The sequence below is a fragment of the Sediminibacter sp. Hel_I_10 genome (assembly GCF_000688335.1).
Taxonomy (GTDB): domain Bacteria; phylum Bacteroidota; class Bacteroidia; order Flavobacteriales; family Flavobacteriaceae; genus Psychroserpens.
Genome location: NZ_JHZX01000001.1, coordinates 3,034,008 through 3,056,906, shown reverse-complemented (window position 1 = coordinate 3,056,906; position 22,899 = coordinate 3,034,008). Strand labels below are relative to the sequence as shown.

Below are 22,899 nucleotides of genomic sequence, written 5' to 3'. Positions count from 1 at the left end.
TAAATAGATGCACCTCAAAGCGCATAGCTTTTATAGTTTTTTCAAAGATTTTAATTCTAATGCATCAGCTTCTTTGATGCTTATTGCAAATCCGCCACCCGGTGCAATGAATTGGCTCCATTTGCTTTTATTGGTAACTATGCCTTTTTTGATGGTGTAAGCTTGTGGATTTTTATTCCAACTGGCATCTTTGGCATCAGCATAAATAGTGGCGATGTATTTTTTTCCTTTTGGTAAATATGAAAAATCAAGGGCTGCTGTTCTTGAGTTTTCATCTGTAATCCCACCGACATACCATTCATTTTTGCCTTTTGCCTTTCTGGCAATAGTGATGTAATCTCCAGGTTCAGCTTCTTGAAAATAAGACGCATCCCAATCTAGCGCTACATCTTTTATAAACTGAAACGCGTCAGGAAAACGCTCATAGTTATCAGGAATATCTGCTGCCATTTGCAAAGGGCTGTACATGGTGACATAATACGCCAATTGCTTGGTTAGCGTTGTGTTGACGCGCTGATTACCACCAGTGTTATAATACGTCAAATCTGTTTGGAAAATTCCTGGAGTATAATCCATTGGTCCTCCCATAAGCCTTGTAAAAGGCAAAATTGTGGTATGTTCTGGAGCTAGACCTCCCATAGCTTCAAATTCTGTTCCTCTTGCTGATTCTTGTGCAATCCAGTTTGGATAGGTTCTGTGCAGTCCGGTTGGTCTTACGGCTTCGTGGCTGTTGATCAAGATTTGGTAATCTGCAGCGCGTTTTGCCACATGAATGTAATGGTTAACCATCCATTGCCCATCATGATGTTCTCCTCTTGGGATGATTTGCCCTACATAACCTGTTTTTACAGCATTGTAATTGTTGTCTTCCATAAACTGAAATGCTCTATCCAAGCGGCGTTCATAATTTGTTGCAGAGGCAGACGTTTCATGATGCATCATGATTCTCACTCCTTTTGATACTGCATAATCTCGCATGGCTTCCACGTCAAAGTCAGGATATGGAGTTACAAAATCAAATACATTTTCTTTCCAATTGCCAATCCAATCTTCCCAGCCAATGTTCCATCCTTCTACCAAAACGGCATCAAAACCATGTTTAGATGCAAAATCAACATAAGATTTAACACGCTCGTTAGTGGCGCCATGTTTTCCATTAGGTGTAAGCTTGCTGAAATCCTGATCTAATTTTACATTGGTTTCTGTGCCGTATGCCCAAGTGCTTTTCCCTGCCACAAAATATTCCCACCAAACACCTATGTATTTCATGGGTTTAATCCATGAGACATCTTTGTAAGAGGTAGGTTCGTTAAGGTTCAATATCAGTTTTGAAGCCAAAACATCAGTTGCTTTATCACTAACTACAATTGTTCGCCATGGTGATTGGGCATTTGTTTGCATATAGCCTTTATTGCCCACGGCATCTGGAGTTAGATGGGAACTCATTTTATAATTTTCTGCATCCACACTTAAGGACATTGCAGGATAATTCACCAATGCAGCTTCATGGATATTAATGTATAATCCATCATCTGTTTTCATCATAGAAGGTGTTTGAACGGCCAACTCTTTGATGGGGTGTTGAGCGCTGATAAAGACCGTTGCTTTTTCCATCAATTTTGGGATTTCAGCTATTTTCGAAGTGGTATAGGCATATTCATTGGTATCATAATCTCCAGGAATCCAGAATATTTTATGGTTACCCGATAATTGAAACTCTGTGTGTTCTTCTTTTATGACGAAATAATTTAGGTTGGTTTGTTTTGGAAATTCATAGCGAAATCCAAGTCCATCGTTGAACAACCGAAATCTAATTTTCAACTTTCTGTTATTGTGTTGCGGCTGTTTTAGGGTTACCAACAGTTCTGTGTAATTGTTTCTAATGGTTTTTTCTTCGCCCATAACAGGTTCCCAATTGGTATCAACTGAAGTTTCTTCGGAGCTCTCAATTTCAAAACCTTCCATAAATGACGGTTGGTCTTTGACTTCAATTCCTAAAGTACTAGGTTTGATAACAGGCTTGCCTTTGTATTCAAAGTGATAAAATGGTACGCCATTAGAGTTTACTTCAAAGGAGAGGGATAGATTGTTATTGGGGGAGGTGATGGTTTGCGCATAGAATCCATGGTTAAAACTCACAATTAACAGTAAAGTGAAAGCACCTTGTGCCACGGATTTTAATGAAAATCTTGATAGGTAAGACATGTGTTGAATTAAGATTATTTTTTTAATACGATATATTCGTAAGGGCTTAAGGCAATTTGGGAGCTCAATGCCATGGACTGGTCTGTAAAAGCATTGATCCAAGAATCTCCAACTAACGATGGTGGTACAGTGTAATTGACATTGCCATTGGTTAAATTGGAAAGCACCAAAACGGTATCGGTATCGGTTTTCATGGTAAACGCAGAAATGGCATTGCTGCTGTAGCCATTATAAACACCGGTTTTTATAGCTTCACTATTTTTTCTGAAGTCAATGATTTGTTGGTATTGTGCAAAAATATCAGCATCAGCAGTACTCCAATCAATTGGGGTTTGGTTAAAAAATGGAATGCGTGGTGCGTAGCCAATTTCTTGACCATTGTAGATCATTGGGATAGATTTCATATACGCAGTAACTACAAATGTAGCCATAGAACCTGGTTTTCCACCAAAAAGCTCTATTGGGCTACCGTCTGTAATATTGACATCATGATTTGTGGTATAACGTACTATACGATCATCATTGTTATAATTATTGGCATACTCTTCGGCATTTGCATTTTGTAGTGATGATGCAGGTTCACCTTCAGAAAAGACGTTTTTAAGTGCATCAAAATACCTGAAACCAAAAGTATAATCAAAATCAGCATTAAAATGATTGTTTCGTGTTCCTTCAGCCAGCATTAGCATCTCTTGGTTTTTTATAGATCTTACTGTACTAACTGCATCTGCCCAAAAAGTTTGTGGAACCCCATCAGCATAATCACATCTAAATCCATCAATATTGGCATTGTATACCCAATAGCACATGGCATCAATCATGGCTTCCCTTACTTCGGTATTATCAAAGTCCAATTGGGCAACATCGTTCCAGCCAGTTCCTGGAGGCGGCGTTATATTTCCATCTTCATCTTTGAGATACCATTCTGGATGCTCAGTTATCCATGCATTATCCCATGAGGTGTGGTTGGCTACCCAATCTAAAATAACCGCCATATTCATACTGTGCGCTTCATCAACCAAAGCTCGTAAATCTTGTAAGGTTCCATATTCTGCGCCAACTGATTTATAGTCTCTAACAGAATATGGAGAGCCCAATTCTCCCACAGAATTCAAAACACCAACAGGATAAATGGGCATCAAATAAATAACATTGGCGCCAAGAGATTGGATATGCTCTAAACGTTCTCTTACACCATTGATAGTGCCTTCAGCACTGAAAGCTCTTAAATTAACTTGATAGATGATGGCATCTTTTGGTTGTGGCATGTTAGAGAATGGGGTACCATACTGATCATACTGGGATGAATCAGCGGTACCATCATCATTAGAACCACAAGATGTCAAAGCTGTGATTGAACACAGTGTAAATAGGATATTTAAGAATAGATTTTTCATTGAATTTTTTAGTTTTTAAATTATAGCTGTGTAACGGAATAGATTGCGGTGGCAGGACTATCTGGATCTGTACTAAAAGTAATTTCATAATTTCCTGCTTCAGTAATACTATGTGCTCCAGGATTATCTAAATACATGATGCCATCAACAATATTGCCGCTGTTGCCATCTTCTGTACCATAATTGGTTGTCCATTCATCATTGAGTCTGAATTTTAATGCTCCTGGAACTAGGTTGCCTGTAAAGGTCCATTTTGAAATTTCAAAATCGTAGGTCATATCTGTATCGGCATCCCATCCACTTGGAGTGGCATCACCAATAATTCCCCATGAATAAGAGATACTGCTTACAGAATAAATAGCAATTTCAGGGTCGTTTGGATTGACAGAAAAGCTTACTTTATAGAATCCACCCTCAACAATTGCATGGGCTCCAGGATTATCAAGATAAACTTCGCCATTTTCAATTTCGCCACTATTGCCGTTTTCAGTACCATAATTGACGGCCCATTCATTATTTAGCCTAAATTTTAGCGATCCTGCAGCCAATAAGCCTGTATACTCCCATTCTTGTGAGGTATAATTGTAGCTCATGTCTGTATCAGCATCCCAACCATTTGCAGTAGAAGGTCCAATAATGCCCCACGAATAAGGTAAAATGGTATAAGTTAAAGTGTTCAGGTTGACGGTAATTTGATAGGATCCAACGTCTGGAAGCAATAAATCACCATCTGCTCCTAAAGCAAAATTACCGTTGACGTCCAAACCATAAAATTCGTCCCAATCCTGTTCTGGAGTAACTTTAAAAGCTAAATTTTGAGGTGCGTTTACTGTCAAATAACCTTGGTAAACACCTGTCGCTATTGCCGATAGTTTTGCTGCTGTAGAAGCATCCCAAGCATTATAGGCTCCTGGTATGTAAAGTTCTCCAGACGCAATTTCTTCAACGTAAGGCGTCACTTCAACTGTAATAGGTTCTGAATAAACATAGCGGTCCATATAAGCTTCAACACGAAGCATTACTTCGCCTTCAACATCTGGCATCAAACCTAAAGTTGCCACATAATCATTTAAATCATTCCCTAATATTGAAGTGCTCAATACATCTTCTCCCACAGGGATTCTAATAGCGTTTGCCCAGCCATTTTCACCAAAAGTATCTGCAGCTACATCCATAGCCAAGGTATAGGTTACAGGTGCTTCAATAGGAAACTGAACCTCTGGCCAAGAAACGGTCATTACAGATTCTGAATTGTTTTCTGTAGACAGAACTATAGTGTTTGGTGTGGCCTCTATTGCTGCAGGAAAGCTGACAAACTCCAAGGTCGTTAATTCTGCATCATCATCACAAGAAGCAAAAGCAAATAGCACTAGGCTAATAGTAAATAGTTTGGTTATGAATGTTTTCATTTTTAGTGTTTTTTATCGGTCATATAATTAGCATACCTTTCTTTAGCGTTTAAGACTAAATCTTGGTGATGTTCTTTTCATGACATTTAGTTTTAGTAACCTGGATTTTGCTCTAACCCTGGGTTGGCATCCAAAGCTGAGGTTGGGATTGGGAATAGCTTTCTGAATTCACTTGAAGCACTTCTAAATTCATTTGGCTGTAAAAATGTTCCAAAACGGATCATATCTTGTCTTCTATGACCTTCCCAGTTGAGTTCAAAAGTTCTTTCATTATAAACATCAGTGATTGTAGGGTCTCCTTCCAAGGCATCAAGTCCTGCGCGTTGTCTCACCATATCAACAAATGGTTTGGCCGCAGAAGTATTTCCTAAACGCACATGGCATTCTGCTTGCATCAATAAAATATCGGCATATCTATACATTGGGAAATCGTTGGAAGCACCGCCACCATCCATAGTACCTGCTGGATAGAATTTTAGACCTCTAACTCCTGCTTGTGGTGCGGCTCCAGGGTCGTCAAGAGATGTGACATTCAAAGAATAATTGACACCTCCAGGTTGTGGACCGTAAATGAATTGCTTTCTTCTAATATCATTTTCATCATATTGAAGAAAGTATTGTGTTGGAACAATGGTGCCGTTCCATCCGCTATAGCCAAATACGGCTTGTGCATGAGGTCCAAAAAGGGATCTAATTCCATAGATGTTTCTAGATACAATGTTGACACTGGCGTACATGGCCAAAATAGTTTCGTCTTCTGGCAATACATCACCAAAAAGATCATAGTATTGAGATTCGAATGGACTTGAGGCATTTTCAGCTGAGGTATGCAATGAAAAACCACCTCCACTTATAATTTCACAAGCATCTAAACATGCTTGCCATTGTGGTGTACCAGTGTAAACTTCAGCATTGAGATACACTTTGGCCAATAAGGTGTAACCCGCCCATCTATTGAAGCGCCCATAATAATTGCCACCTTTTTCGGTGGAAAGCAAGTCAACGTTTTCAGTCAATTCTGTTACTATAAAATCATAAACTTCAGATCTGTTTGCTTGGGGAATTTGATCAACGGTAATATTGTTTTCTGTGTAAAAAGGCACATTGCCATAATCATCCATCAATAGATAATAGAAGAATGCCCTCAGCACTTTTGCTTCAGCAATTTTTGAAGGATCAGCATCTGCGTTTACCAATTGCTCTACGGCTAAATTGGCATTAAAGATGGATCTGTAAAGCCAATTCCAGGTGTTATTGACCATCAAATCAGAAGGTAGCCATTGGTGTTTAAACATGCGTGCAAAATCCAATTGCCAATCGCCAGTATTTCTATGTGGAATGACCTGCTCGTCAGAGCTCATGGTGTTCATGTCATACCAACCATTATCAGCTCCTGCATAGCCTACACCACCCCAATTGCCGGCAACTTGAGCGTAAACTGCTGCCAACGCCACATCAGAACCTTCTGGAGTTCCGTAAAATTCATTTGATTCGTACTTGTCATAAACATTCTCATCTACGTTGGTACAAGCAACCACTAATAGGACGCTTAAGAATCCTATTAATACTACGTTTTTTCTTTTCATTTTCATTTTAATTTAATTTCACATCTAAGCCGATAACAAAGCTTCTTGTACGTGGATAAATGCCATTATCTCCACCAAAGCCATTGCCGCCTGTAAAGTTAAGTTCGGGATCAATTCCTGAATAATCGGTGATTAATATGAGGTTGTTTCCTGTAATTGATAACCTTACAGAATCTAAATATTTTACATCTTTAAAGTCAAAAGTATATCCAGCGGTTAAGTTTTCGAGCCTTAAGAAATCTCCTTTTTCCAACCAAAGATCAGAACCGTATTGAGAGGTATAAATACCAAGATCAACCGCACTTTCTAAAACATTGGATCGCCCTATATTTTCTAAATAACTTAAGCTCGATTTTAAACTATTATAGATTTTATTTCCTCCAGAACCTCTCCACAACATAGAAACATCAAAGTTTTTATATCGAAATGTTGGGTTGAAGGCGTAGGTGTAAGTTGGTAGTGCTGAACCTTGCAGCATGCGGTCAGGACTTCGGTTGCCCTGATCAATAATGCCGTCGCCATTAACATCTTGAACAGTTTCAGCATTGGAATCATCTCTACCTGTATGATGTAAAATATTGAACGTACCAATAGGCTGTCCCTCTATCAAATAAGAACTTGGGCCCCAAGGCACGTAGTTTGTATTTAACGGCACACCGTTGATGCTGCCACTTAAACTTTTAACCTCATTTTTAAGAAACGACACATTTCCTGCCAAGGTTAGGGTCATGTCTTCCTTATCAATTAAGTCATAAGCAAGAGAAATTTCTAGACCTTGATTTAATATACTTCCTACATTGGCTTTAATAGAAGGATACGGATAAGGAGGTTGTGGTACGGTATAATCAAATAATAGATTGTCAGTTGTGGCGGTATAAACATCAATTGTTCCGCGCAGACGACTGTCAAGAAGTGAAAAATCCACCCCTATATTGGTCTGTTTTTTGGTTTCCCAGCGTAAATCGGCATTCGCATTTTGAACCACATTAAAGTTTGTGATTTGCTGTCCGCCAAAATAGGTTACTCCTGAACCACCCACTAGGGACAATGAATTTTGAGGATATAAACCTTGTTGGTTACCAGTCACACCATAGCCACCACGTAGTTTTAGCTGTTCAAAAACAGTTTGGTTTTCCATAAAAGGCTCTTGATCTATTTGCCAGGCTACAGATGCTGATGGAAAGTTGCCCCATTTATGATTCGCTCCAAAAACGGAAGAACCATCACGTCTCATACTTAGCGTCAGTAAGTAACGATCCATAAAAGAGTAATTGACACGGCCTAAAAAGGAAATTAGCGTACGGTCATTTTTGTATGAAGAAATATCTCCAGGTCTTACGTTTGATAAATCACCCAATTGGAGCGCATTGTAGGTGGCTATATTGTTTATAAACCCTCTTGCTTGCGCGTAATTACCTTGATAAGTTTGGTTTTGCCACTCATACAGAGCCAAAGCATTGAGATTATGCTCCCCAAATGTCTTTTTATAGCTCAGGCTGATGTTCATCAGTTTCTCATTTTGCTTGCTATTGTTTATGTTGGCAAATCCGTTTTGGTCAATGGCACTGGCACTTGTAGATTCTACTGGAAGAAAGAAGCCATTAGTGTTGTTGGTTTTACGCCAGCTTCCAAACCAGCCTAGGGTTAAATCCTCATAGATCTTTAAATCAGCCTTTAAACTGCCAAATAAGTTGTCTTGCTGGCCTTCGTTTACGACGGTTTGCGCTACGGCATAAGGGTTGAGGTATTGAAATACATTAGGGTCATTAAAATAACTACCATCAATATCAAATACAGGATCTGTAGGACGCATCAAATAAGCATTTGTAATTAAATTTGATGTAAAAGAAGCACGTCCAATACTTTGAACGGTTCCAGTGTTTTCAACAATACCGCTGTTCAGGTTGTAAGTCAAGGTCAAATTATCATCCAACGCTTTTTGAGTGGCCACAATTCTACCAATATATTTTTGGTTTTTTGAATTGATAACCACACCTTCTTGTAAGATTGCACTAACTGAAGCACGATAGTTAAACTTGTCTGCTCCGCCTCCAAAAGAAAGCGTATGAGTCTGGGTTGATCCGGTTTGTGTCAATAAATTGTACCAGTCCGTATTGGAGCCATGGTTGGCAGAAGCGGGAACCCCTGAAAGCTGAGCTTGTGCCCACCATTGGTCTGCACCTAGCATGTCCAACTTTTTAGGTATATAATCAATAGAAGAACTTCCCACATATTGTAATGTCGTCATTCCTGCTTTATTCTTTTTTGTGCTTACTATAATGACACCAGCTGCACCTCTGGATCCATAAATAGCAGTTGCTGACGCGTCTTTTAAAATGTCAATTGAAGCAATTTCACTTGGAGGAATTTGACTCAATAAATCCATATTCCCCTGAATACCGTCCACAACTACCAAAGGATCATTACCGCCAATTAAAGAAGAAATACCTCTAATTCTAACACTTGGTGAAGACCCAGGTTCACTCCCTGTTTGGTTAATGTTAACCCCTGCAGCTTTACCAGAAATCAATTGTAATGGACTGGTAATGGCGCCTTGGTTCATATCCTTTTCTGATACTGATGCTACAGCACCAGTCACATCTCTTCGTTTGGTAGATCCGTAACCTACTACTACAATTTCATCAAGAGCGCTGGCGTCAGCTTCCAATTGAATGGGTGCAAGTGTATTGGAAGAAATAATTTCTTTTGGTTGATAACCAACATAAGAGATGACAAGAATGGAAGAGCTATCAAGCACATTAATACTGAAATTTCCATCAATATCTGTGGCCACACCATTAGAAGTGCCCTTTTCTATAACATTGGCTCCGGGTAGTGGCATTCCGTATTCATCTATTACTTTTCCTGTAACAGTAATTTGTTGTATTGTTACTGTTTCAAACGATAAATCATTAGAATTTACAGCAAATAAAGGTGAGCCAATCATTGTTATAAATAGCAGTATCAACTTTGTTGAAACTAAAAAATGATTGCGATTGGTAAGTCGTCTTTTTTTCATGAATTACAGATAATATGGTGTTCATCTAGGTTTATTTTAGATAAACTGAATTATAGATAGTGAGTTAGTCTTTTATGACGTTAACGTTTTCGTAACATTTCAAAAATAGACACAACCTTGACTGAAATAAAAAGTAGTAATATAAAATCAAGAAAATATTTTGTTAAATTTTTTTTTAACTATTTGTTTTTCAATTTTTTATGAAATTTATGAAGAACTATCGATCAAGGTTATTTTTTCAAAAATCAAGATTTATTTTATGCTATATTTGTAAAATAACCTCGTGTAATTTGTTGGTTTCTTAAAAAAGAACAACTCTTTTTTTCTTATTACTATTTTTATGTTAAATAATTATTTGAAACATATTCTAGTTTTTGTTTGTCTTCTCGCTGTAATTCCATCTTTTGGTTTTCAGAAAGATGCGATTATGAATGAATTGGAATTAGCCATCAGTAAAAAAGATGTTTATATTCAGAAGAAAAACAATCGTATTGCCACTATTAAAAAACAATTGGGCAAACATGTTTATTATGAAGATCAAGTCAAGATATACCAAGACAATCTTTCTTTGTTTAAGGAATATCGGTCATTTGATTATGACTCTGCATATTACTATTTGGATCAGGCAAAATCAAAAGCATTACTTTTAAAGGATACATTAAAACTCTACAATGTTAAAATAAAAGAGGGCTTTGTACTCATGTCCTCAGGATTATTCAAAGAAGCTATTGATAGCTTGGAAAGTATTGACCCTATACGATTACCAGATTCCTCCAAGTTTGAATATTATGCTGTGAAAGCGCGAACATTTTATGATTTGTCAGATTATACTGCAGATTATCGTTTTAGCCAGAATTACATACAAAAGGGTAATGCGTTTTTAGATCAAGCCTTGATTTATGTGGAACCAAATTCTAATGAATACTGGAATACAGAAAGTCTTAAGCGTTTAAAACAAGAGGATTGGGAAGGAGCGAAAGAGGCCTTTATATATTGGATAGAACACTTCAATTTACCTTCGCACTACAAAGCCATTGCTACTTCATCCTTAGCGTATGTATATTCAGTATTGGGTGACAATGAAAAAAATATGGAGTATTTGGCACGCGCCGCTATAGCAGATATTGAAAGTGCTACCAAAGAAACGGTAGCCATCCGTAATTTGGCAAGTGAACTCTTTGAGTTGGGCGAATTAAAAAAAGCAAACCGCTACATTTCTATTGCCATGGAAGATGCTACATTCTACAATGCACGCCATCGTAAAACTGAAATTTCTGCAATACTTCCAATCATTGAAAAAGCACAAATTCAAAAAACGGAAGCTCAAAAAAATACGTTGACACAAATTGTTATTGTACTATCCATTTTGGCACTTTTGGTGGTCATTTTTCTGGTGATTATCTTTAAGCAATTGAAGGCTAGAAATGCATCAAGGCGCATTCTTGCGGCATCCAACCTTAAACTTCAGGAGCTTAACAACAATTTAAAGGAAGTAGATACCATAAAGCAAGAGTATATTACTTACTTTTTAAAGGTCACTTCAGGTTTTATTCATAAAATGGATCAACTTCAGAAAAACACCTTGCATAAAATCATGGCGAAACGTCCTGAAGAAGTCGTCCAAATACTTAAGAAGTATAGTGTAAAAAAGGAGAGAGCACATCTTTTTCAGCAGTTTGACCAAGTATTTTTGAAACTTTTCCCGTCCTTTAAAGAAGATTATGATAGTCTTTTTCCAGAAAAAGAACGTGTTTTATTGCGCACTCAAGTGTCTTTAAATAATGAAATGCGCATTTTTGCACTATATCGATTAGGTGTTCAGGATAGTACCCAAGTGGCAGATTTTCTGGAATTGTCAGTAGCCACTATATATTCCTATAAAACCCGCGTGAAAAGCAAATCCAACTTTAAAGATAATTTTGAAGACAAGATTATGGAGATTAGACAATTTGCCAATAATGAATCAATTGTTTAATGACGCAATTTTATTAGTTCTTACGGTATGAGAAATGGTGTATTTCGAAATTACTTCCCAATACAAAAATTAGCAAAAATATTACCCAGTAAATCGTCATTGGTAATCTCCCCTGTGATTTCACCAAAATGATATAAAGCCTGACGGATATCAATGGCCAATAAATCTCCCGAAAGCTCTGTTTCCAATCCTTCTTTTACTTTCTGAATTTCTTCAAAGGCCTTTAAAAGCGCATCATAGTGGCGAGAATTGGTCACAATGGTTTCATTGTTACGCAAGGCACCAGTATTGATCAGGTTGAGAAGCGAATCGGTAAGTTGTTCTACCCCATCGCCCGTTTTGGCGGAAATCATGATATGTTGCGAGCCCTCAATAGCGCTTAAGGCCACTTCTAAATTTTCGCGCTCAGTCTCAGACAACTTATCAATTTTATTGGCAAGCACCAATAAGGGTTTCAGCGGGTATTTATTCTTTATTTTCTCTAACTCTACTTTAAATCGTTCGCCTTTATCTGCAAATTCGGTAGCATCAAAAAGGTAAATCGCCACTTGCGATTGGGCTATTTTTTCGAAGGTCTTTTTAATCCCAATGGATTCTACAACATCTTCTGTTTCTCTTATGCCTGCGGTATCAATAAATCGAAAGCCCATCCCGCCTATCGAAATTTCATCTTCTATAGTATCTCTGGTGGTTCCGGCAATTTCAGAAACAATAGCACGTTCTTCATTGAGCAAGGCATTTAATAAAGTAGATTTGCCCACATTGGGCTCTCCAACAATGGCCACAGGGATACCGTTTTTAATCACGTTCCCAACGGCAAAAGAATCGATCAATCGTTTTAACACAAAGGTGATGCGGTCTACCAGCTGCTTAAATTGTGTACGATCGGCAAACTCAACGTCTTCTTCTGCAAAATCCAACTCCAACTCTATCAGAGAGGCAAAATTTAAGAGCTCTTCTCTAAGTTTTGCAATTTCCGAAGAGAAGCCGCCACGCATTTGCTGCATCGCCACTTGATGGGACGCCTCGTTATCACTGGCTATCAAATCGGCCACCGCCTCAGCTTGAGACAAATCTAATTTTCCGTTTAAAAATGCTCTTAAGGTAAATTCTCCTGCGTTGGCCATACGGCAGCCTTTCCGAAGAAATAATTGAAGAATTTCCTGTTGAATATAAGTACTCCCATGACAGGAAATTTCCACAACATCTTCACCTGTATACGAGTGTGGATTTTTAAACAACGTCACCAACACCTCATCAATGATTCTTTGGTCATCCAAAACATGCCCTAAATGAACCGTATGTGATTTTTGGGTTTTAAGTGATTTACCGCTATGAATCGATCTAAAATGAGCATTTGCCAAGTCAATAGCTTCTGCTCCAGAGAGTCTTAACACGGCAATAGCACCATTTCCAGACGCGGTTGCAAGGGCGATGATCGTATCGTTGTAAATCATGATTATAATTTGTACAAAAATATGGGAATTTTAGGACTCTCACTTCGGAAACCGTCACGGCTTCTTATTTTATAACCAACAGGCGGGCCTCTCATCACGAATAACTTTTTATCTTTGTATGACCTTAAACTTTTTATGATGAAAAAACTCTATTTATTCCTTGCTATTGGCATTTTATTATATGCGTGTAAAACTGATACTAAGCCCGCTATTGATGGCTATAGGGTTATTGGTGAAGCACCAGGAATTTATAATGGGATCAGGGTTTATCTAAATACCGTTGCCGCCAATGGACGAACGGTTACCAAAGACACCGCCATTGTGATGGATGAAAAATTTAAGTTTGAAGGCCAACTGAAATCTCCTGAAATGGTAATGCTATCAGTCAATAGCGTTAAAGGCAGTTTTCCGTTTATTTTAGAACAACAGGAAATTACATTTAAAATCAATAAAGAACAGATTGAGCAATCTGAAATCTCTGGAACAGAGGCCAATACTGCCATGATGGATTATAATGCGAAGATTGACAAAATCGCTTCGGAATTAGCAGACACACGTAAAAAATTCAAATTAGCGAAACAGAAATCTCCGGAAAAGGAAGCGCTCTCTTACAAAATCATAGAAAGTAACAAACAAAGGGATGACTATCCTTTTGAATTTTTGAAGACACATGACGACAATTATTTCTCACTCATCTTGGTCGATAAATTAATCAAAGAACGCAAAAAGGATATTGATAGAATTGCAGAAGGTTTTAATGGATTGAGCAAAGATCTTAAAACGTCAACACTTGGAAAGGAAGTGCAGTCAAAAATAGACGTCACAAAATTGGAAATGGCTGCGCTAACTGCTACGGAAATTGGTCAAAAAGCACCTAATTTTAAAGCACCTTCTACTGATGGCTCTACACTAGAATTGGAAGAAATTTTAGGTAAGGTGACCATCGTTGATTTTTGGGCATCTTGGTGCGGACCATGCCGACGCGAAAACCCTAATGTGGTAAGAGTTTATGAAAACTATCACGATAAAGGCTTAGAAATTATTAGTGTATCCTTAGATGGCAGTAACCGTCAAAAAGACCCTAAAGCCGCTTGGATTAAGGCGATTAAAGATGATAATTTGAATTGGCATCACGTCTCAAACCTTAACTACTTTAATGATCCTGTTGCTAAAGCTTATAATATTAGATCTATACCCGCCACTTATATTTTAGATGAAGATGGTAAAATAATAGCCAAGAATTTAAGAGGAAACGATCTTGAGAACAAAATAGCGCAGTTATTAAATTAAGATAGATTCTTACCATTTGGTACCTTATGAAATTAAGCTATAATTCTGATCGCAAGGTCTTAGGGATTGAAGATGATTTAAAAACACATCAACTGTTGATGAAGTTTTTGTTCGCGATTACGCTCATCAACTCTTGTATCAATCTTTATGGCTCTAATTGGTCGGCGTTAGGGGTTTTTAAGATCATCTGGCTTTTTGTGGGTGCAGTGTCTTTAATAGTTTTATACTTTCTCTTTTTTAAGGAGTCTGTTCAAAAGGAAATACCTATTGATGCCATTGATTATCTCAAGGAAAAAACAGTGTTTGGGAGAGCGCGTTTTACATTAAAGTTGAAGAATGGCAAATATCGAAAACTAGCTTCGCCCAGAACAGAAGAAGACCTCAACTACTTGCGTAATATTTTAAAAAAAGCCGGAGTCACTATCGTAAGATAGCAACCCATTCATATGGCATTATCAGCCAAAATTCTTTTTTTTCCATGATAGGCCCAGTCTTTAGTATAGCGCAAACATTAGGACTTATAACTTTCCTGTTTTGTGCATCACAAAAAGAATGAGGATTGGGATGGCCAGTAATATCACCATCAACAAATCTGTTTGAAATAAAGACGGCATCATAATCAGGGTAATTACAAAACCACCAATGGCACCACCAAAGTGCGCATCATGCCCAATATTACCTACGCGATTCTTCATCCCATAAATAGAATATAAGAGATATCCTATGCCAAAGATATAAGCAGGTATGGGAATTGGAATAAAAAATAGATATAGGCTCATGTTTGGATCCAACAAGATGGCCGAGTACAATATGCCTGTTACGGCTCCACTTGCACCAACGGCGCTGTAGTGGTATTCGTTTTTATGAAAATACAAAGACAATAAACTTCCCAACACAAGGCTGGCAATGTAAATCACAATAAAGTTAAAGTTGCCCACATAAAAAATCACACGATCTGCAAAGAAGAACAAGGTGAGCATGTTGAATAATAAATGCTGCATATCTGCATGCAAAAACCCTGAGCTAAACATTCTAAATTGCTCTCCTCTAGTGATACTGCCCACATTGAATTTATAGCGCTCAAAAAAAGTATAATCATTAAAACCTTTATAAGAAATCAATGCGTTTGCAGCGATTATAATGATGGTTACTAAACTTATATTACCCATAAATCAAAAGCTCTTATTTATAACTATATTTGCCATTGCAAATTTAACACTTATTCAAGCCCATGCAATTTCTGGTTTACATTTTAGTGTATCCATTTTTATGGTTGATTTCCATACTTCCGTTTCGGTTATTATATGCCTTTTCCGATGTTCTTTACCTACTCATTTTTCGAATTTTCGGCTATCGAAAAAAAACCGTTTACAGCAACTTGCGATTGGTATTTCCAGAAAAATCAGAGCAAGAGATCACATCCATTACCAAAAAATTCTATCACCATTTATGCGATATGATGGTAGAAGCTATAAAATCCTTGACCATTACAGAAACAGAGATGCGTAAGCATTTTACGTTCTCAAATGTAGAACTCATTCAAAACCTAGAAAACAAAGACCGTAGCGTTGCATTAATGTGCGCACATTACGGCAGTTGGGAGTGGATTTTTGTGTTACAAACCTATGTGAAATCTAGAGGAAATGCCGTTTACAAAAGATTGGGAAACAAGTATTTTGACCGCATGGTAAAAGGAATAAGGGCCAAATACAATAGCCACCTTATTAGTACCAAAGAGATTGCTGTAGAACTCATAAAGCTAAAGAAAAACAGCGTCAATAGTATTACCGGTTTTGTCTCTGATCAATCTCCAAAACCATGGAAAGCTTTTCACTGGCAAGAATTCATGAATATCAGGGTCCCCGTTCATACCGGAGCAGAGATGCTTTCTAAACGCCTAGATATGTCTGTAGTATTTTTTAAGGTGAAACGTCTTAAACGCGGCTATTACGAATGTACTTTTGAATTATTGGCAGAGCACCCTAAAGACTTTAAAGACTATGAGATTACCGATAAATTTTTAAAATTGGTAGAACAGCAAATCCATGAAGCGCCACAATATTATCTATGGACCCACAAACGTTGGAAACATAAAGATAAATCGCCAGAAGATTACGCAAAAGCATAATTGATCTTCAAATTTCAGGAATCACATCTACCTTTAAGACACCCTATCCTTAGACCAATTCTGTTTTAGAATTAGCTCAACTTTGCAATATTTTTAATTTCTGCAATAATGTGATCAGCTAAGTCATCAGCTTCTTTCTGGCTAGGTGCTTCGGTATAAATTCTAATAATAGGCTCGGTATTGCTCTTTCTGAGATGTACCCAAGTGTTTTTAAAATCAATTTTTACACCATCAATTGTGGTCAATTTTTCTACGGAAGCATCTTCAGTATAGCGTTTTTCCATAGCAACCAAAAGTGCATCAACATCTAAGTCTGGTGTAAGCTGTATTTTCTTTTTACTCATGAAGTAATTAGGATAGCTTGCCCTTAGAGCGCTAACACTCATTTTCTTTTCAGCCAATAAACTTAAAAACAAGGCCACACCCACTAAGGCATCCCTCCCGTAGTGCGATTCTGGATAAATGATGCCCCCATTACCTTCACCACCGATGACGGCGTTATTCTTTTTCATCAAATTCACGACGTTCACCTCTCCAACAGCACTCGCCTCATAACTTCCACCGTGTTTTTCGGTAACGTCGCGCAATGCTCTAGTAGAGCTCATGTTACTCACGGTGTTGCCGTTTGTTTTGCTCAACACATAATCGGCACAAGCCACTAATGTATATTCTTCGCCAAACATCTCGCCTTTCTCGTCCATAAAAGCCAAACGATCTACGTCTGGGTCTACAACAATACCAAAGTCGGCATGATGTTTCACAACCGCTTCAGACAAATCTGTCAAATGCTCTTTTAAGGGCTCTGGATTATGCGGAAAATGACCATTGGGTTCACAATACAACTTTACGGCCTCCACTCCCAATCGTTCTAATAACAACGGTATGGCAATACCTCCGGTAGAATTTACCCCATCAACAACCACTTTAAAGTTAGCCTTTTCAATTGCTTCTGTATTGACCAGCTCCATATCCAATACCTCATCGATATGAATATCAATATAGGCATCATTGACGTGTATTTGACCTAAGTCATCCACCTCAGCAAAAGGCATATCATTAGATTCTGCGATATCCAATATTTTGGCACCTTCGGCTGCATTTAAAAACTCACCTTTGTTATCTAATAATTTAAGCGCGTTCCATTGTTTTGGGTTATGGCTGGCTGTTAATATAATTCCGCCATCTGCATGCTCCATCGGCACCGCAATTTCTACTGTTGGGGTTGTAGACAGGCCTAAATCTATCACATCAATTCCCAAACCTATCAGTGTATTCATGACTAAATTCTGAATCATTTCTCCAGAGATACGTGCATCACGACCAACAACAACCCTGTAATTTTCCTTTTGACGTTGTTGTCTAATCCATGTGCCATAGGCCGATGCAAATTTTACAGCATCAATAGGAGTTAAGTTGTCGCCAACATTACCGCCAATAGTGCCTCTAATTCCTGATATTGATTTTATAAGTGTCATGTCTTCTTTTTAGATTAAAACACAAATATACAATTACAAAATTGTTATTCTTGAAGGGGAATTTGTAAATTCCACCTATGAATTTTCTGGCGCACATTTATCTATCTGCTGGTGATGATCAAGTTACTATTGGTAATTTTATCGCAGATGGCATTCGAGGAAAACGTTACACCAAGTATCCTGTTGGGATTCAAAAAGGCATCTTGTTGCACCGTCAAATAGATACTTACACCGATGCACATCCCACCGTAAGACTAAGTACCAAACGCTTACATCAAAATTACAGCCATTATAGCGGTGTAATTGTAGACATTCTTTATGATCATTTTTTGGCCAAAAACTGGAGCACCTATTCCAATATTCCCTTAGAGACCTACGTTGATAATTTTTATGATTTATTGGGCGAACATTTTGATACACTTCCTTCGCGTATTCAAAAAATGATGCCTCACATGATTGCCGATAATTGGCTATTGAGTTATGCCAAAATAGAAGGCATTCAAAAAGTGCTTAATGGGATGAATCGCCGAACCAAAAACAGATCTGGTATGAATACTGCAACGGTAGAACTGTTGCAATACTATACAGAGTTTGAGATGGAGTTTGAAAGCTTTTTTAAAGAGTTGATGCAGTTTTCAAAACATACGCTTTTAGAGATTGAAAACAGTTTTGACTAAATCTGCATTTCATTAACTTTAACCTAAACCAATCCAATCATGAATTCAACATTAAGACTCATTATTGCTGTTATATTGGGACTCATTATTGGCAGCATCGTCAATATGGGCATCATTATGATAAGCGGGAGTATCATACCGCCTCCTGAGGGCGCAGACACCACTACCATGGAAGGTTTAAAAGAAGCCTTACCCCTTTTTGATGCGAAACACTTTATCATGCCCTTTTTAGCGCATGCCCTCGGTACTTTGGTTGGTGCCATGATAGCAGCTATAATTGCAAAAAATCATGATATGAAAGCAGCGCTAGGTATTGGACTCTTTTTTTTAGTTGGTGGCATTGCCAATAGTGTCATGCTACCCTCACCTATTTGGTTTACCATCGTAGATGTTGTTTTTGCTTATATCCCCATGGCTTACCTTGGTGGTAAATTGGCCATGGCCTTAAAACCAAAAGGCTAATGTCTAGAGCTTCAAGTAAAACACTGTATGATGTGGTGATCTTAACCGACGTTCGTTATCTCAACGATTCTAAAATAGATCATTACAAACACAATGTCTATTACGAAGATCGATTGGTGTATCACGCTTTAGAGCAAATCGGGCTTAAAACTTTGCGGCTTCCCTGGGACGATATGTTTTTTGATTGGTCGTCTACCAAAGCCATTTTATTCCGAAGCACTTGGGATTATTTTGATCGTTTTGATGAATTTTCAGATTGGTTGGAACAGGTCTCAGACCAAACACTTTTATTGAATTCGGAAACGCTCATTCGCTGGAACATCGACAAACATTACCTATTGGATTTAGACCAAAAAGGAATTCATATTGCCGAAAGCCATTTTATTGAAAAAGGAGCAAAAACCACCTTGGCCCAAATACATGACATTTTAAATTGGAAACTCACCGTTTTAAAGCCCTGTATCTCTGGTGCAGCCAGACATACTTATAAATTAACTTCGGAAACATTAGAGGAGCATGAGGCTATCTTTCAAGAACTAATCAAAAAAGAGGCCATGCTGCTACAGCCCTTTCAGCATAATATTGTGAACAAGGGAGAAATCTCAATGATGGTTTTTAACGGTCATTTTTCTCATGCCGTATTAAAGACAGCCAAAGCAGGAGAATTTAGAGTCCAAGATGATTTTGGAGGAAGTGTCTCTCATTATACGCCTTCAGAAGAAGAAATTAAGTTTTCTGAACGTGCAGTGAGCGCATGCCCAGAAATACCAATTTATGCCAGAGTAGATATGTTTGAGGACAATAATGGTAAAACCACCCTTTCTGAGCTCGAGCTTATTGAGCCCGAATTATGGTTTAGACTTCATAAGGAAGCTGCCATGCTTCTTGCCCAAGGGGTTTTAGAGCGTATACGATCTTTAGGCGACATGAGCCATAACCCATAAAATAGTATCTTTGCAAGACGAAAGAACTACAAAACAACACACCACAAACTGCAGACCAAATGCTACACCTTAAATTAGAGACCGACCCGCGCTGGGTCAACATTGTAGAGAGTAATATAGAAGAAATCCTTACCGATCACGCTTGGTGTGAACAAAAGGCCGCCACAAATGCCATCACCATTATTACGCTTAATCCGCAATACCAAGATATGGTCACAGACTTGTTGGAGCTAGCTAAAGAAGAGCTTGAACATTTTCAAATGGTACATGAGATTATCAAAACACGCGGTTACACCTTAGGTAGAGAACGAAAAGACAGCTATGTCAATGAACTCTATAAATTTATGAATAAAGGCGGAAGTCATTTGCAAAGTATGGTAGACCGATTACTGTTCTCTGCCATGATTGAGGCACGTAGTTGCGAACGCTTTAAACTGCTCTCCCAACGTATTAAAGACACAGAACTGTCTCAATTTTATTATGATCTTATGGTAAGTGAGGCGGGACACTATACCACATTCATTAGTTTTGCCAGAAAATATGGAAAAGATATTGACGTAGATAAACGTTGGCAGGAATTGGTAGCGTTTGAAGGCGAACTGATCAAAAGCTACGGAAAGAATGAAACCATACATGGATAACTCAGTTTTTTGAAATTCAAATAGTTATTCACATAACTCATTACAAAAACACCCCTATGAAACAGATATTACTTGTCCTTATTTTAGCCATTACCACTTCCCTATTATCCGCCCAAAACTTTAATTCTTTTTATGGCAACACCGTTGCCAACACCTCTCAAACCAATTTGATAAACGATTTAACCACCTTTGAGAATTTTGGTGTTAAAGAGGTAGGATCTGCCGCGTTGACTTCCGCAGAAAATTGGATTACTGCGCGCTATAATGACCTTGGCTATACCGACGTCACGTTACAGCCTTTTAGTTATTCGGCAGGTACCAGTAACAACATTATCGTTACCAAAACAGGCTCTGTTTATCCCAATACCTTTTTGATTATAGATGCACATTATGACACTATAAATGGCACAGGCACTAATGACAATGGTTCTGGCACGGTACTTTTATTGGAATTAGCCCGACTGCTCAAAGATGTAGATACTGAATATTCTATTAAATTCATTCATTTTTCTGGTGAGGAAGATGGTCTAATTGGCAGTAATTATTATGTGAACAATACGGTAGTTCCTGAAAATTTAGACCTTCGTTTGGTGTTTAATATTGACGAAGTAGGCGGCGTTAGTGACATGACCAATGATACCATTATTTGCGAGCGCGATCTATCTAATCCCTCATCAAATAATGCCGCATCAAATAGTTTTACAAATAGTTTAGCCACTTGCATGCAACTCTATTCCAGTTTAGAAACAGAGATCTCTAATGCCTACGCTTCAGATTATGTCCCTTTTGAAAATAATGGTTACATCATAACAGGGCTTTTTGAACAGAACGAGTCGCCCTATGCCCATACCACAAATGATACTTTAGAACATATGGATACCGATTATTTTTTTGAAGTAACTAAGGGAGCCTTGGGTGCTGCAATGGAATTTGCTGTAGCTTATGAAACCCTAAGTACAGATGCCCAGAAACAATTAGAAAGCGCCGTAAGCATTTCTCCTAATCCGGCAGAAAGTTATATCAACGTGATCTTTGACGCTCCTCTAAACTCTTCCTACGCCTTTAAATTAGTAGACCTCTTGGGCAAAACTGTTTTAGAAACCACATTAGAGCATCAAGAACAAAACATCCGTGTTGACAACTTATCTTCTGCTCAATACCTGGCCGTTTTCAGCCGTGGCAACCAACGCTTTTTTAAGACAATTATCGTTAAGTAAGTACGTTGTTCTTTTCCGCTTTTATAATCAACATCAACTGTAATTAATCTCTAATTAACGGCAAAGTGCTACAACGCAAAAGGCCCTCTTGCTTAGAAATTTCGGCATAAGGTACTTCTTCTACCGTAAATCCTTTTTCCCTTAACCAGGTGTTGAGTCTGGTAAAGTTTTTTTCTGAAATGATAACCTCCTCCGAAATGGAAAACACATTGCTATTCATCTCATACATTTCTTGTTTTGATATGACAAAACAGTGCTCTTTTCCGAAGTAATTTAAAAGCCACTCAAATTCCTCAACATTTCTAAATCCTTCTTTGTGAAGGATGGCTTTATTGGTGCCGATAGGTTGAAAACAACAGTCGAGATGTAAAGCGTTATCTCTAGGATTTACTTGGGATTTGACCAAGTCAAAACTTTTTACTTTTTTATGCGGAAAATTTTCTTTGATAAAATTAACCCCAGCTGTATTTGTTCTTGCCACAATATAATCGGAATAATCGCTTCCTAAGTAGGTTCCAACAAAAACATAATCGTTCCAAACGATGACATCACCGCCCTCAATGTGGGCTTCTTCTGGTGGTCTTATCACCTTGTTCTTGTTTATCTGGTCAATAACGTATTGAATGGCATCCAGCTCTTCTTCTCTATTAGGAAGAATATTGGCTTTTACAAACACATCGTCAATCACGAAAGCAATGTCTCTTGAAAAGATTTGATTACAATTCTCGATAAGCTCTGGTCTGTACACCTTGACATCATATTTCTCAAAAATCGCTGCTACAGCTTCCATTTCCTCAACCATATCTGCTTCTACAGGATAAGTACCTGCTTTGATATGCTCTAATGATTTTGGATCGTACGCATCTTCTATTGATGGTGTTGGCCCGTTACTTTTAGCGGTACCTAATACTACGGCCCTAAGTCGAGACGTTTCGTTTGTTACGTGGAGTTGGATCATATGTAATCTATAAAAAACTGCCTAAAGTTAGTGTTGAACTTGACCACATAACGTGGTAT

General features: G+C 38.0%; 18 protein-coding genes. 9 read left to right on the top strand and 9 right to left on the bottom strand.

The genetic code is table 11. The annotated features are described in order from the left end of the window. Positions 1-30 precede the first annotated feature (30 nt). The 5 genes from P176_RS0113860 to P176_RS19505 all read right to left on the bottom strand — a co-directional run bounded on the left by P176_RS0113860 (position 31) and on the right by P176_RS19505 (position 9,544). A complete protein-coding gene (locus P176_RS0113860) occupies positions 31-2,205 on the bottom strand; it encodes a glycoside hydrolase family 97 protein (protein WP_081820722.1) in 2,175 nt (724 codons plus the stop codon). A gap of 14 nt (positions 2,206-2,219) precedes the next feature. Next, the gene (locus tag P176_RS0113855) at positions 2,220-3,602 is read right to left on the bottom strand and encodes an alpha-amylase family glycosyl hydrolase (RefSeq protein WP_026755263.1); all 1,383 of its coding nucleotides are present in this window, start codon (positions 3,600-3,602) and stop codon (positions 2,220-2,222) included. Between the two features lie 20 nt (positions 3,603-3,622). Then, positions 3,623-5,011 (bottom strand): SusF/SusE family outer membrane protein, encoded by a 1,389-nt coding sequence (locus P176_RS20065; protein WP_051605501.1) that lies wholly within the window; start codon positions 5,009-5,011, stop codon positions 3,623-3,625. Positions 5,012-5,103: 92 nt separating this feature from the next. Beyond that, positions 5,104-6,597: a RagB/SusD family nutrient uptake outer membrane protein gene (locus P176_RS0113845; RefSeq protein WP_026755262.1), complete on the bottom strand. Its 1,494-nt coding sequence runs from the start codon at positions 6,595-6,597 to the stop codon at positions 5,104-5,106. A gap of 7 nt (positions 6,598-6,604) precedes the next feature. Then, positions 6,605-9,544, bottom strand: a complete 2,940-nt coding sequence (locus P176_RS19505) for a TonB-dependent receptor (protein WP_231481258.1) — start codon at positions 9,542-9,544, stop codon at positions 6,605-6,607. 427 nt (positions 9,545-9,971) lie between these two features. On the opposite strand from P176_RS19505, the gene P176_RS19500 reads away from it, so the two are divergent. Further along, positions 9,972-11,591, top strand: a complete 1,620-nt coding sequence (locus tag P176_RS19500) for a DUF6377 domain-containing protein (protein ID WP_051605605.1) — start codon at positions 9,972-9,974, stop codon at positions 11,589-11,591. Positions 11,592-11,641: 50 nt separating this feature from the next. Here the strand turns inward: P176_RS19500 and mnmE are convergent, their stop codons facing one another. Further along, entirely contained in the window at positions 11,642-13,048 is a 1,407-nt protein-coding gene (gene mnmE, locus P176_RS0113830) for a tRNA uridine-5-carboxymethylaminomethyl(34) synthesis GTPase MnmE (protein ID WP_026755261.1), read from the bottom strand. A 135-nt stretch (positions 13,049-13,183) separates the two neighbouring features. On the opposite strand from mnmE, the gene P176_RS0113825 reads away from it, so the two are divergent. Both P176_RS0113825 and P176_RS0113820 read left to right on the top strand, forming a co-directional pair. Continuing rightward, the gene (locus P176_RS0113825) at positions 13,184-14,338 is read left to right on the top strand and encodes a TlpA disulfide reductase family protein (RefSeq protein WP_081820720.1); all 1,155 of its coding nucleotides are present in this window, start codon (positions 13,184-13,186) and stop codon (positions 14,336-14,338) included. Positions 14,339-14,364: 26 nt separating this feature from the next. Continuing rightward, a complete protein-coding gene (locus P176_RS0113820) occupies positions 14,365-14,772 on the top strand; it encodes a hypothetical protein (RefSeq protein ID WP_026755259.1) in 408 nt (135 codons plus the stop codon). An 84-nt stretch (positions 14,773-14,856) separates the two neighbouring features. Here the strand turns inward: P176_RS0113820 and P176_RS0113815 are convergent, their stop codons facing one another. Next, positions 14,857-15,507 (bottom strand): rhomboid family intramembrane serine protease, encoded by a 651-nt coding sequence (locus tag P176_RS0113815; RefSeq protein WP_026755258.1) that lies wholly within the window; start codon positions 15,505-15,507, stop codon positions 14,857-14,859. Between the two features lie 62 nt (positions 15,508-15,569). On the opposite strand from P176_RS0113815, the gene P176_RS0113810 reads away from it, so the two are divergent. Further along, positions 15,570-16,466 (top strand): lysophospholipid acyltransferase family protein, encoded by an 897-nt coding sequence (locus P176_RS0113810; RefSeq protein ID WP_026755257.1) that lies wholly within the window; start codon positions 15,570-15,572, stop codon positions 16,464-16,466. 71 nt (positions 16,467-16,537) lie between these two features. Here the strand turns inward: P176_RS0113810 and glmM are convergent, their stop codons facing one another. Next, positions 16,538-17,941 carry a phosphoglucosamine mutase gene (gene glmM, locus P176_RS0113805; protein WP_026755256.1) on the bottom strand — a complete coding sequence of 468 codons (1,404 nt, stop codon included), beginning with the start codon at positions 17,939-17,941 and terminating at the stop codon, positions 16,538-16,540. A gap of 77 nt (positions 17,942-18,018) precedes the next feature. Between glmM and P176_RS0113800 the strand changes: the two genes are divergently transcribed. The 5 genes from P176_RS0113800 to P176_RS0113780 are packed head-to-tail and all read left to right on the top strand — an operon-like array spanning position 18,019 to position 21,882. Then, complete coding sequence (locus P176_RS0113800) at positions 18,019-18,618, top strand: ACP phosphodiesterase (RefSeq protein ID WP_026755255.1); 600 nt, start codon at positions 18,019-18,021, stop codon at positions 18,616-18,618. A gap of 39 nt (positions 18,619-18,657) precedes the next feature. Then, on the top strand, positions 18,658-19,080 hold the full coding sequence (locus P176_RS0113795; protein WP_026755254.1) for a hypothetical protein: 423 nt from the start codon (positions 18,658-18,660) through the stop codon (positions 19,078-19,080). Continuing rightward, a complete protein-coding gene (locus tag P176_RS0113790; RefSeq protein ID WP_026755253.1) occupies positions 19,080-20,024 on the top strand; it encodes a RimK family alpha-L-glutamate ligase in 945 nt (314 codons plus the stop codon). The genes P176_RS0113795 and P176_RS0113790 overlap by 1 nt, the downstream gene beginning before the upstream one ends. Before the next feature lie 59 nt (positions 20,025-20,083). Next, a complete protein-coding gene (locus P176_RS0113785; protein WP_026755252.1) occupies positions 20,084-20,665 on the top strand; it encodes a tRNA-(ms[2]io[6]A)-hydroxylase in 582 nt (193 codons plus the stop codon). A gap of 56 nt (positions 20,666-20,721) precedes the next feature. Next, positions 20,722-21,882 (top strand): M28 family peptidase, encoded by a 1,161-nt coding sequence (locus tag P176_RS0113780; protein ID WP_026755251.1) that lies wholly within the window; start codon positions 20,722-20,724, stop codon positions 21,880-21,882. A 43-nt stretch (positions 21,883-21,925) separates the two neighbouring features. Here P176_RS0113780 and P176_RS0113775 read toward each other — a convergent pair whose 3' ends face one another. Next, positions 21,926-22,840, bottom strand: a complete 915-nt coding sequence (locus tag P176_RS0113775; RefSeq protein ID WP_026755250.1) for a dimethylarginine dimethylaminohydrolase family protein — start codon at positions 22,838-22,840, stop codon at positions 21,926-21,928. Positions 22,841-22,899: the final 59 nt, after the last annotated feature.